This window comes from Ruminococcus sp. AF17-12 (assembly GCF_003479245.1).
In the GTDB taxonomy this organism is placed as follows: Bacteria; Bacillota; Clostridia; order Lachnospirales; family Lachnospiraceae; genus Blautia_A; species Blautia_A fusiformis.
On record NZ_QUGY01000017.1, the window covers coordinates 14488 to 27591 of the forward strand.

9 protein-coding genes, 1 tRNA gene and 1 other annotated feature are annotated in these 13104 nt (G+C 44.7%); of the genes, 4 read left to right on the forward strand and 6 right to left on the reverse strand.

What is annotated here, in order from left to right; translation table 11 throughout:
- Nucleotides 1-288 precede the first annotated feature (288 nt).
- The 3 genes from DWW77_RS15510 to DWW77_RS15520 form a co-directional block, all read right to left on the reverse strand.
- Nucleotides 289-2235, reverse strand: coding sequence for a DUF2142 domain-containing protein (locus DWW77_RS15510; protein WP_118609075.1), 1947 nt, complete (start codon nt 2233-2235; stop codon nt 289-291).
- Between the two features lie 123 nt (nt 2236-2358).
- A complete protein-coding gene (locus DWW77_RS15515) occupies nt 2359-4014 on the reverse strand; it encodes a 2-isopropylmalate synthase (protein WP_182431236.1) in 1656 nt (551 codons plus the stop codon).
- A gap of 97 nt (nt 4015-4111) precedes the next feature.
- Nucleotides 4112-4385: a binding site (T-box leader), on the reverse strand.
- Nucleotides 4386-4533: 148 nt separating this feature from the next.
- Nucleotides 4534-5214, reverse strand: a complete 681-nt coding sequence (locus tag DWW77_RS15520; RefSeq protein WP_227589151.1) for a VanZ family protein — start codon at nt 5212-5214, stop codon at nt 4534-4536.
- Between the two features lie 257 nt (nt 5215-5471).
- On the opposite strand from DWW77_RS15520, the gene DWW77_RS15525 reads away from it, so the two are divergent.
- From DWW77_RS15525 to DWW77_RS15540, 4 genes are all read left to right on the forward strand, one after another.
- Complete coding sequence (locus tag DWW77_RS15525) at nt 5472-7742, forward strand: glycoside hydrolase family 3 C-terminal domain-containing protein (RefSeq protein WP_118609076.1); 2271 nt, start codon at nt 5472-5474, stop codon at nt 7740-7742.
- 569 nt (nt 7743-8311) lie between these two features.
- Complete coding sequence (locus DWW77_RS15530; protein ID WP_114002949.1) at nt 8312-8794, forward strand: hypothetical protein; 483 nt, start codon at nt 8312-8314, stop codon at nt 8792-8794.
- Nucleotides 8795-8928: 134 nt separating this feature from the next.
- Nucleotides 8929-9002: transfer RNA gene (locus tag DWW77_RS15535), tRNA-Pro, on the forward strand.
- 95 nt (nt 9003-9097) lie between these two features.
- The gene (locus DWW77_RS15540; protein WP_118609077.1) at nt 9098-9994 is read left to right on the forward strand and encodes a LysR family transcriptional regulator; all 897 of its coding nucleotides are present in this window, start codon (nt 9098-9100) and stop codon (nt 9992-9994) included.
- Nucleotides 9995-10156: 162 nt separating this feature from the next.
- Here DWW77_RS15540 and ilvC read toward each other — a convergent pair whose 3' ends face one another.
- The 3 genes from ilvC to DWW77_RS15555 all read right to left on the reverse strand — a co-directional run bounded on the left by ilvC (nt 10157) and on the right by DWW77_RS15555 (nt 12976).
- Nucleotides 10157-11176, reverse strand: coding sequence for a ketol-acid reductoisomerase (gene ilvC / locus DWW77_RS15545; RefSeq protein ID WP_059086364.1), 1020 nt, complete (start codon nt 11174-11176; stop codon nt 10157-10159).
- Between the two features lie 97 nt (nt 11177-11273).
- Nucleotides 11274-11771, reverse strand: a complete 498-nt coding sequence (gene ilvN, locus DWW77_RS15550; protein WP_021652933.1) for an acetolactate synthase small subunit — start codon at nt 11769-11771, stop codon at nt 11274-11276.
- Between the two features lie 164 nt (nt 11772-11935).
- Entirely contained in the window at nt 11936-12976 is a 1041-nt protein-coding gene (locus DWW77_RS15555) for a tyrosine-protein phosphatase (RefSeq protein ID WP_118609078.1), read from the reverse strand.
- Between the last annotated feature and the right edge of the window lie 128 nt (nt 12977-13104).

Sequence of the window (13104 nt, forward strand, 5' to 3'; positions counted from 1 at the left end):
TCAACGGCGGTATTTGTGTTTTATCCACACTTTATCCACATGTATTCCACATTAAATCCACATAAAATCTCAGAGTTATCCACACTCATACCATATTTCATTTCAGAAAAAAAGACAGATAGCGTCTCCATCTCCGTCCAATGTTGTACACCCACTTTCCGGAAATCGTACTTCTATCTGCCTGTTTATCCTTTTTCAGAACAGTTTTTTCTTCTGTTATCTACGGATTTGATTATAATATTTTGTTTTCATCCAGTCAAGGATTTTTGCTCGACCAGATCTGACACCTTATGCAAAACGGCACAATGCCTGCACGAAAAGTGTCGCATAAACGCACAGATCGATACTCCAGGCTCCCAGAAACAGCCCCCATGGTGTTTCCCCGGCTCCTTCGGCAAATCGTTTGGGCTTCAGCGCAAGGATCAGCGAAAAAAGAAGCGGCAGAAAATACCGTCCCTGAACGCCCAGGATCTTATCGTAGCCATAGGCTGTCCACTGTCCGTATAACGTGACAAAGATCAGCGCAAATACCAGGAGACTAACTCCTCCCAGAATACCCTTTGCCGGAAGATCCAGACGGATTCCCGACATATCATCATTCCCGGAAACCTGAAGGGCCAGGATCAGAAGATATCCCATAGCCAGCAGGGCACAGACAGGAATGTTCAGCCATCCAAGATTACTTCCTATCATTTCTGTAAGATAGGTCACACCAAAGCTGTCCAGGCTCCGCACAAAAGTCAGGACAAAGGCAGCCGGATCCTTCAGAATCCCCACAAGCTGTGCAGCTGTATCCACACCCGGCTGTGACTCACAGAGATATCGGGACGCAATGGCCAGCCAGCCGAAACTTAAGATCAGGATCACGGTTCCTGCGCAGACTACGTGGAACCAGTAATTTTTCCTGCTTCTAAACCGTTCTTTCGGAATCAGGAACAGGAGCAGGCAAAACGGCATGTAAACCACTTTGCAAAGACACAGAAATCCGGTCAGTACGTACATCCATATCAGCTGTCTTACACTCATAACTTCTTTTTGTTTATATCGCATGGCCAATACAAAGGCAGCCAGAGCAACCGTCAGAGCCAGGGCAAGGGCATCTGCAGACATGGAATTTGCTGACTGGATATTCACAGGTACCAGCCCCAGAAGTACGAGAAAATTTTTCCCAACAGGCGTCAGACGAATGGCAAAGAAAAAGAACAGTCCAAACATAAGCATATTGGCAATCCTTCCCGCATAGGCAAGGACCATCGGCCGGTCTGTAAACAGATCTGCAATGCGGATTCCCACTGCCTGGGGAAGATACGAAGTAGGTGCATACAAGGCTGTATTTCCAAATCCGTAAAACTGTGTTTTTTCCCGGTCGATATGCTGATCTGCATTCTCTCCGATATCCCATAATGATACATGATCCTTGGAGGTAAATTCCGGAACCAGACCACTGTTAAACGTCCTTCCATATGAGAATAAGTCGTTTCCTCCGTTGCCTTCCGACGTCAGATATCCTCTGGAAACCTCATAGCTTCTCAGATAATGACTGTACTCATCCGGCGAATTAAAGGCCGGAACCGCCGCCAGCGTACAGATACTCATAAAAATATAAACAACGGCAAACACCACTTCTGCCCGAAGCTGTCTGCGTTTCAGAAATGCAAAGATCACCAGCATCACAGCTGCCGCCGCCCCAATTACCAAAAACACCAGTGATTTTGGAAATGGACTGGAAATGATACGATAGGCAAGTGTCTGTGTATCATCCTTCTGGCTCACCAGCCCTGCAGCCACTCCGGTATCCCCTTTTGCGCCATCTAAAACGATTCGAAATTTCTGTCCCTTACATTCCGTAAGCTTCTGGTCAAGCCTGAAATACGTGGTATCCCCCGACGATATGGTCAGTCTGCTGGCCTGCCAGCTCTGGATCTCCCTGTCATTCTGATACAGAGTTACCTGAAACGTTCCAGCAACCGATGCACTCTCTGTAGAAAGAAAAAGCTCCACACCTGACAGACGGTTCGTTTTGCAGGTAAACTCCTCTTCAAAGCATCCTCCCACACCGATCATCGACCAGGTATCCGGTCTTGCCTGCTGCTTTACATTTCCGAGAATCTCCGAATCACTTAGCAGATATGCGGAAAAAATTAGGATCATTCCCCATATCAACAGATATTTCAGAGCGTTTTTCAGCTCTGCAGACAAGCTGTATGAGCTCCTGTTTTTTTTCTTATTTTTCATAATATCCCTCTTACTCTCTGTTATTTTCACATTCCGCACTATTATAGCATCTGCACGGCAAAAAAAGAAGCTGCGTTTTATGGCAGCTTCTCATTTTTTGTAAGCCTGTTCTGAACCGGATGCTTATCGATTGTTGATCGCAGTTACCAGTGCATCAATGGAGGCACGGATGATATCCTGATCAACACCTGCTCCCCAGGCAAGCGTTCCATCTGGTTTGCGGATTCCCACATAAGCGATAGCCTTGGAGGAAGAGCTCTGCTCCAGAGCATGCTCCTGATAAGTCTCCAGTGTGTATTTCAGTTCGTAAGCTTTCTTCAGTGCATTGTTTACCGCATCCAGACGACCATTTCCGGAAGCCTCTGTAACGATGGTTTTTCCACGGAATGTAGAAGTAACCCGTGTTATGATGCCATCTTCTTTCTGCTGGAAATGAACATCACTGATGCTGTATGGTTCAACCACATTTTCGAAGGTAGATTTGAACAGACTGAAGATCTCGTCCGGATGAAGCTCTTTGTGCTTGTGATCGGACACTGCTTTGGCTGCATAGCCCATAGCCTCTCGCATTTTCGGAGGAAGGTTCAGTCCAAACTTTGTCTCCAGTATATAGCCTACGCCACCCTTTCCGGACTGGCTGTTGATACGGATAACATCTGCGTCGTAATTTCTTCCCACGTCTGTCGGATCGATCGGCAGATACGGAACAGTCCAGTGCTCCAGATCTCCATTCTCTCTCCAGTGCATACCCTTTGCGATGGCATCCTGATGAGATCCGGAAAATGCAGCAAATACAAGAGCTCCACTGTACGGACTTCTTTCATAGATCTGCATTCCGGTACATTTCTCATAAACCTCACAGATATGCGGCATATCAGAGAAATCGATCTTCGGATCCACACCCTGGGAATACATATTCATACCAAGTGTTACAATATCCACATTACCGGTACGCTCACCATTTCCAAACAAAGTTCCCTCAATTCGGTCAGCACCCGCAAGAAGACCCATCTCAGAATCTGCAACGCCACATCCACGGTCATTGTGCGGATGAAGAGAAACGATCACGTTTTCACGGTATTTCAGATTATCACACATGTATTCCACCTGGCTTGCATACACATGCGGCATAGAATGCTCAACAGTAACAGGCAGGTTGATGATCGCTTTGTTATCTGCAGTAGGCTGCCATACATCCAGAACCGCATTGCACACCTCCAGCGCATACTCAGGCTCTGTTCCCGTAAAGCTCTCCGGGCTGTACTCAAACTGGAAATTGCCTTCTGTCTCATCAGCCAGTTTTTTCAGAAGTGCAGCGCCATCTACTGCGATCTTCAGGATCTCCTCTTTTGATTTTTTGAATACCTGCTCTCTCTGAGATACGGATGTGGAATTGTATACATGAACGATCGCTTTTGGGGCGCCTTTAACAGCTTCAAAAGTCTTACGGATGATATGCTCTCTTGCCTGAGTCAGCACCTGGATCGTTACATCCTTCGGGATCAGATCCTGCTCGATCAGCGTACGGAGAAACTCATACTCTGTCTCAGAAGCAGCCGGAAATCCAACCTCGATCTCTTTAAAACCAATCTTTACAAGAAGCTTGAAAAATTCCACTTTCTGCTCCAGGCTCATCGGGATCACAAGTGCCTGATTTCCGTCACGAAGGTCTACAGAGCACCAGATCGGGGCCTTATCCACATATTCTTTCTCCGCCCATTTCATACATTTCACCGGCGGCATGTAATACTGACGTTTGTACTTGGATGGTGTCATCATTTTGTTTTCCTCCACTTTCTGTTTCCATTAAAATTTCTCTTTGGTTTCTGTTTTTGATATAAAGACATAAAAAAAATCTTCCGACTCTGCAGATTCTGCAAGAGACGAAAGACAACTGCTGTCCTACGCGGTACCACTCTTATTTCATGAATAAAAATTCACACACTTGACAGATACGGAATGTATATACATCCTTATATCCTCTCCGGATAACGGCGGACACCGTCTGCGTCTACTCTCTTATATAATATATAAAGATTTCAGGCAGATGCTCCGAGGCGAGTTCCACAAATCCCTTCCGCTGCTTCTCACCGGCCAGCAGCTCTCTGTGCTCCGTTCTCTTGTGTACTATTCCTCATCTACGCATTTTCTTTTTGAAACTGGTATTAGGTTAACACGTTATGGAAGATTTGTCAACGAAATTTTAACGATGCACCGCGCAAAAATTTCAGTGCATCACTCACGAACAGCAATCCGGGCTGATCCGTTTCTCTGTCTTCCTGCTATCTGCGGCAGACATTATTCGGCTCCCCGCCTGACTGAAAGCTGATGACCAATCCAGTACACAGCCCCGCCAATACCTCCTCCAAGAGTATTATATGTCAGATCAGAAACCTGGAACGTCCCAAGCCTCAGGAAAAGCTGCAGAAGTTCAATGGACAGTGAGAATACAAAGGTAATCTTAAGTCCGGTCCACACAATATTCAAGAATGTTGTTTTTTTCAATATTTTCTTTCCTGCGGTCCAGAACAGCAGGATCGTGAACGGAATGAACAGCATCAGATTCTCAATACACTCAGTTGTGAGATATCTGGTACCATCCTCTCCATATTTCCAGATCCACCAGTTCGCCATCACATCCGAAAGGGGATTCATCCACATATCCCGGTTCAGCAGCGTGCGAAACAAGATCATGGTTGTATAAAAGGTCAGAAAAAACAGCTTCCGAAAAAAAGCATTTCCTCTGAAATACTGCCACCACACGGAAAAAGCTCCCCTGATTCCCCTTCCACCTGTCTCATTATGGTAGGCAAAGAGATAAAAAAACAGTACCATCACAGACAGGATCACAGAAAACCAAAATGGCTGGTACAAAGCTGTCAGTACACTTGTAATAATACTTGATATGATGTCTTTCATTATAAGTCCTTTCACATAAGCCAGACAGTCGACCATTCTTCTGTCCGGCAGCTCTGTCATTATTCCTACCTATATTACTACACTCTTCCCACAAATGCCAGAAAAAGATATCTCTCACCGCTCTGTCAATCGACCTGCATATCGTTTTTATATTCCTGAAAATGTGAGGGTCATGCGGATATTCGCAATTGAAGCAGGGGACTTACTTGATTCGGCTAAACTGCAATATTTTTTTATTTTTAACAAATTTTTGTTATATTTTACCAGCAAAACATGCTATAGTTCATAGTAAGAAAAACATTTCGGAGGTATTTTTAATGAAACGTGATCTGAAAAAAATCGTAAGCCAGATGACACTGGAAGAAAAAGCCGGCATGTGCTCAGGTCTTGATTTCTGGCATCTGAAACATGTGGAACGCTTGGGAATCCCGGAAGTAATGGTCAGCGACGGCCCTCACGGACTTCGTAAGCAGGATGACAAGGGCGATCATCTTGGAATGAATGACAGCATCAAAGCCGTCTGCTTCCCGCCGGCCGCTTTAAGCGCCTGCTCCTTTGACCGCAAGCTGATGGAAGAAATGGGCAAAACCATCGGAAAAGAAGCTCAGGCCAACGATGTATCCATAGTTCTCGGACCGGCCGTAAACATCAAACGTTCTCCTCTCTGTGGAAGAAACTTCGAATATTATTCCGAGGATCCTTATCTTGCAGGTGAGATCGCAGCCGCTTTTATAAACGGAGTACAGTCCCAGCATGTAGGAACCTCTATCAAGCACTTTGCAGTAAACAACCAGGAATATCACCGCATGAGCAATTCTTCCGAGGCTGATGAACGCACTTTACGTGAGATCTATTTCCCTGCATTCGAAACCGCAGTAAAAAAAGCTCAGCCATACACCTTCATGTGCTCCTACAACCAGATCAACGGCACTTTCGCATCTGAGAATAAATGGCTTCTCACAGATGTTCTCCGCGGCGACTGGGGCTTCAAGGGCTATGTAATGTCCGACTGGGGTGCAGTCAATGACCGCGTCAAAGGTCTTGAGGCAGGTCTTGAGCTGGAAATGCCTTCCTCCAATGGGGTCAACGATGCCCTCATCGTACAGGCCGTAAAAGACGGTTCCCTCAAGGAAGACATTCTTGACCAGGCTGTTGAACGCATTCTACGCATAATTTTTGAATATGCAGACAACCGGGCACCGCAGGAATTCACCATGGAAAAAGACCATGAAGAAGCACGCCACATTGCCGAAGAATCTATGGTTCTTCTGAAAAACGATGAGCAGATCCTCCCTCTGAAAGCATCCGAGAAAATTGCTTTCATCGGTGGTTTTGCAAAGAAGCCTCGTTTCCAGGGCGGCGGAAGCTCTCATATCAACTGCTTCAAGATCACAAACGCACTGGATTCCGTTCCTTCCGATGCACAGGTTACTTATGCAGAAGGTTTTCCTGCAGACAAAAATCTCTACGATGACGCACTTGCAGCTGAAGCGATCAAAACTGCTGCCGCCGCTGACAAGGTTGTGATCTTCGCCGGACTTCCGGACAGCTTTGAATCTGAAGGATACGACCGTTCCCACATGAGGCTTCCTGAATGCCAGAATCGTCTCATTGCTGAGATCCTTAAAGTACAGCCGAATACCGTGATTGTCCTCCACAACGGTTCCCCCGTGGAGATGCCATGGCTCAATGATATAAAAGGCCTTCTGGAAGCATACCTCGGTGGTCAGGCAGGCGGTACCGCTGTCGCAAACATCCTTTACGGAAAAGTAAATCCAAGCGGCAAGCTTGCCGAGACAATACCGCTCAAGCTCTCCGACAATCCATCTTACCTGAACTTCGGCGGCGGTGAAAAGGTTGAATACCGTGAAGGCGTATTCGTAGGCTATCGCTACTACGATACAAAAGAGATGGGTGTAGCATATCCGTTTGGCTATGGACTCTCCTACACTACCTTTGCCTGCAGCGACCTGAAGATCTCCAATGAAAATCCTACAGACAAAGACACCATCACCGTTTTGGTTGATGTAACAAACACAGGAAATATGGCAGGAAAAGAAGTCGTACAGCTCTATGTCAAAGACTGTACCAGTTCCGCAATCCGCCCGGAAAAAGAGCTCAAGGGCTTCGAAAAGGTTTTCCTGAATCCAGGCGAAACCAAAACAGTAACCATGGAGCTGGACAAGAGAAGCTTCGCATGGTACAATACAGAGCTTCACGACTGGTTCGCAGCCAGCGGCGAATATAAGCTCCTTGTCGGTACCTCTTCCAGAGATATCCATCTTGAAGGCAGGATCCATCTGAACAGCAGCCAGGAGCTTCCGATGCATGTTCATATGAACACCACCCTGGGCGAACTGTTCCGCAACCCGAAAACAAGCGAAACAGCAAAAGAACTGACAGCAAAATATATCTCAGCCATGAACGTTGGTGAAGAGTCCTCTTCTGAAGCCGCTTCCGAAGCTATCACTGAAGAAATGACAGAAGCCATGACCGACTCCATGCCATTACGTGCGCTGGTAAGCTTCGGCGGATATTCCAGAGAAGAACTTACAGAAATTATTGAAAAATTAAATAAACTGGTATAATTTCACAGGACATCCTCCGCCGAACGAATTATACTTACATAAAAAGCTGCATAAAACGGCACAAAAAGCGACATAATTGGACCGCTATGGCAGTTTCAGATCGCTTGACAAGCATTAAAGCGGATGTTATCATTACATATGGTTCAAAATCTTGGATCAAACAACAGAATAATCCGAAAAAATTACTGTCGCTTAATCTAACATTAAGCGGCAGTTTTCACATTCTCTTCATTTTCCTTTCACACAATGCACACATTTTTTTACTATATTATTAACTGTAGATAGCAAATGCTAAACAATCTTTTTCTTTTTCATACTTTTTTGCCGGGAGTCCGCACAACTCCCGGCCTCCTTTTTTTATTCTTCAGGTAGTTCGCCTGCATTTTCTATTATTATTAAAGATATAAAAATATGTCTTGTTTTTTCTTATTATATATATTATACTAGTCAAGAACTTATTGTTCCTGTCCATTTTGTTCTTTGATAATTTCATAGACTTCATACTCGAAACATGATACAATATCCGCACAGAGAAATATGCGGTACAATTTTTATAGGAGGATGCGCATATGCTAGATCAGAAAGATTTGGAATTATTAGCCGGTATGATAAACCCGATCAATGTCCAGCTGGGCAATATAAATAACCGATTAGATGGTATCGACGCCAGACTGGATGCAGTGGATACTCGTCTCGACGGTATTGACGCTCGTCTCGATGCTATGGATGTTCGTCTCGACGGTATCGACGCTCGTCTCGATGCTATGGATGTTCGTTTTGACGGTATCGACGCTCGTCTTGATGCTATGGATGTTCGTTTTGATGAAATAGATGCCCGCTTCAACCGGGTAGAAAACAGACTTGAAATGATCGATCTGAAATGTGATACCAACAGAAAACGCCTGGACGACCTTTCACTGGATGTTAAGCTTGCAGAACGGAATATCCGAAAAGATATCAAAAATTTACAGGACACAACAGAAACTCTTGTCGTTGTACTTCAGGGAAGAGGTATTTTACCTGACCCAGGTAACACAATACAGACAGCCTGATCATATTATGTAAAGAGTGTGAAGCCTATGAAAGTATCAAGGGATCACACTCTTTATTATCATCCATACAACCATCTTTCTCCTCAAAAAATGGTTGCATTTACAATTCGTTTATGTTATAGTTATATGCGTTGCGGGGTATGGCGTAGCTTGGTAGCGCGCACGGCTGGGGGCCGTGAGGTCGCAGGTTCAAATCCTGTTGCCCCGATATTTCTAACAAATTCAAGGATTTCCGAGGTCTGATGACTTCGGATTTTTTTATTACCTTTATTACCTTACTATTTTTCGAAAGGAAGGTTTTGCATGCAGGATAATCTGTCTCTTTATCATATTTTTTATACGGTAGCACGTACCGGCAGTATCTCCCACAGTTCCCGGGACCTTTATATCAGCCAGCCTGCTATCAGCAAAGCGATCCAGAAGCTGGAGCAGAATCTGGATACCGTTCTTTTTAAACGCAGTTCCCGGGGTGTCACTCTGACTCCGGACGGTGAGCTTCTTTTTGAAAAAGTAAAAGAAGCTCTTTCACTTCTGGATGAAGGAGAAAATTCCATTCGCCATAACCGTTCCCGGGACATTCCAAAGCTGCGTCTGGGCGCCAGTTCTACTCTTACCAGATATGTACTGCTCTCCCACCTGGAAAACTATATTGCACGTTTTCCTCATGTACGTATCACAATTTCCTGCCAGTCTACTTATCAGACGCTGCAGCTTCTGGATGAGGAAAAAATCGATCTGGGACTCATCGGACGGCCGCAGAAGCTTCGGGGATATTATTTTCAGCCTCTTTTGAAAATCCAGGATACCTTTGTCTGTACACAGCAGTATCTGGAAAATCAGAAAAAGCTCTATCCGGATGAACCTCTGATCCAGGCAGCAACTTTCATGATGCTGGATGAGGACAATATTACACGTCAGACCGTGAACACTCAGCTGAAAGAACATCATGTGGAATTAAGTCATATTCTGGAAGTAACAACTATGGATCTTCTGATCCAGTTTGCGGAAATTGGTCTTGGGATTGCATGTGTGATCCGTGATTTTGTAAAAAAAGAGCTCGAAGAAGGAACTCTGGTGGAAGTACCGGTAGGATTTTCTTTTCCGCTGCGTGAGATCGGGTTTGTATGCAGACAGAAAGATACTGATTCGGCTTTGATCGCGCCATTTTTTGATGATGAAACAGGGCATCCGGATAAATAAAGGAATGAAAAAAAATCCCATCTGATCATTGCGACCAGATGGGATTTTTAAATTTCAAAAAAGTTTCCTACCACTGTATTACGTGTGTGACTTCTTTGACTCAAACTTCGCTGCGCTTCGTTCGAGTAGCGCAAAATTTATTGCACCTGCAATAAATTTTGCTTAGTTATTAATAAGCTTATCCTCGCCGTTCCAGCTGTAGAGTTTACGGATCTCTTCGCCGACTTTCTCAGACTGATGCTCAGAAGCTAATTTTCTCATAGCCTTGAAGTGTACCTGTGCACCTGCATCGGACATGTCGAGTAAGAACTCTTTTGCGAATGTACCATCCTGGATATCGGAAAGAACTTTCTTCATTGCTTTCTTTGTATCCTCTGTGATGATCTTCGGTCCTGTGATGTAATCGCCATACTCAGCTGTATTGGAGATAGAATATCTCATTCCGGCGAATCCTGACTGGTAGATCAGGTCAACGATCAGTTTCATCTCATGGATACACTCGAAGTATGCGTTTCTTGGGTCATAACCAGCTTCAACAAGTGTCTCGAAACCAGCCTGCATAAGTGCGCAAACACCACCGCAAAGTACAGCCTGCTCACCGAAGAGGTCTGTCTCTGTCTCTGTACGGAATGTTGTCTCAAGAACACCAGCTCTTGCTCCGCCGATTCCAAGTGCATATGCAAGTGCGATATCCTGAGCTTTACCTGTAGCATCCTGCTCTACAGCGATCAGACAAGGAACACCTTTACCAGCCTGATACTCGCTTCTTACTGTATGTCCAGGTCCTTTCGGAGCGATCATTGTAACATCAACATATGCTGGTGGTTTGATGCATCCGAAATGAATGTTGAAGCCATGAGCGAACATAAGCATGTTGCCTTCCTCAAGGTTCGGCTCGATATCCTTCTTGTAAAGTGCAGCCTGTTTCTCATCGTTGATCAGGATCATGATGATATCTGCTTTCTTAGCTGCTTCAGCAGATGTATATACCTCGAAGCCCTGCTCCTCAGCTTTTTTCCAGGATTTGCTTCCTTTGTAAAGACCGATGATTACATTACATCCGGACTCTTTAAGGTTCAGTGCATGTGCATGTCCCTGGCTTCCGTATCCAATAATCGCAATTGTCTTACCATCTAATAATCCGAGATTACAGTCTTCCTGGTAAAAAATCTTATTTGCCATTTTACTTTCCTCCTCTGATGTTTACAACATCTTCTTCATAAAAATTATTTATCGTTAAGAGAGTAGCTGCTCTCCTAGCAAACATATGTAAAAATTTTTACAGGTACCGGACATCGTCACTGCCTCGTGACAGACCTGTGATTCCTGTTCTTGCAAGCTCAAGGATCTCATAGTCAGCCATCAGCTCCACAAACGCCTGCAGCTTGTTCTGGCTTCCGGTCATCTCCATAATAAGAGAATCCTTACTTACATCCACCACCTTGGCACGGAAGATATCTGCAACAGAAAGAGCTCCCTGTCTCTGTTCCGGCTTCACAGCAACCTTGACGAGCATCAGCTCACGGGCAACGCTGTCGTCCTGTTCAAGGACCTTAACATCCCGTACATCTTCCTGCTTCGCCAGCTGCTTAGTGATCTGCTGGAGCATCTGATCATCTCCCTCACAGACAACTGTCATACGGGAATATCTCTGATCTGCAGTCACTCCTGCGGTAATGCTGTCAATATTATATCCACGGCGGCTGAAAAGACCAGCCACACGGCTAAGGACTCCGGAGGTATTATCCACAAGGATGGATAGTATTCTCTTTTCCATAATACACCTGCTTTCAACACTTTTATGTATAGAAAACCGACTTCGTCAGTTAACGCTTTAATCTAATAAACCCTTGCTTTCTTACCATTATAACAACTTCGAAAATTTTGTCAATCAAAATTTCCTGCAAAATCCCTTCAGGCTGATAAGAAATGTTTTTATCCTCAGATCAGATATTTTTTCTTAAGCTCCTCGGATGCCTTTGGTGTCAGATAAAGTTTTTTTCGAAGGAATCTTTCAATTCCTCCGTTTTCTTTTTCGATGACATCAAAAACTGTATTGATATAGGACTCCTTCACCTGATAGAAGGCTTTCAGATCTGCAAGCTTCCGGCTGTTTTCCGGCCAGTCTGCCCGGTAAAGCCTGCGCATATATTTCAGTTCATCTTCCAGACATGGATTCGACCGCATATAATCCCTTCGTATCGTTTCCTTAGGTACACCCAAAGCAAAGAGCAAAAGTGCTGTTCCGACTCCTGTCCGGTCTTCTCCTGTGGCACTGTGAAAAACAACAGCTCCATTCTTTACATGAAGCAGGACATCCAGAAAACGTGCATACTGCTTCAGAGAATACTCATCCGTAACGAAATTCCGGTACCAGTCCTGCATATACCGGTCTACATCACCATAGCAGGACATCACATGTTCAAAAAAGCTGTTTCCACTGCTGTCCTCATCCCGGATTGGAATGTGATAATACTCCACTCCTGCCATGATATCATCCGGTTTTTTCTTTACTTCTGCAGCTGACCGGAAATCGATCACTGTTTTTACATTATATTCTTCTGAAAGGATCCGGTTGTCTGCAGCAGAAGCATGATAGATTTCTCCGCTGCGCAAAAGTTTTCTGGGAAGAATATGCGAACCGTCTACTGTCATCAATGCACCCAGATCTCTTGTATTCGGAAGATTCTGAAGCGGAAGCCTGCTTCCTTTTGGAAAACCAACCGCAAGATCCGGATTCAGTACTTTAAGAAGCTGAAGGCAATCCTGTACCTCCTGCTCTGTCATATCAAATTTATAACGCTTCTGACGTCTGGTTATGATCACCAGATAATTGATGATCAGCTGCTTTTCACCGGTTTTATCGGTTCCCTCACGGCGCATGTACGCCCAGAGAATATCTTTACACGGAAGACTGTTGAGCATCATATGTCTGGTAAACACAAAAAAGCCATCTTCGATCCGTATTTTTCCGTATCTCATTTTCTTTCCTTTCTCCTTCTCAACCCCTGTGCTGCTTTCTTCGCAACACTTTTTATCATACCAGAAATCTCCAGTCCCGTATACCTCGTTTGACAATTTTCGTAGTTTGAATATAATAAACAGAGAAA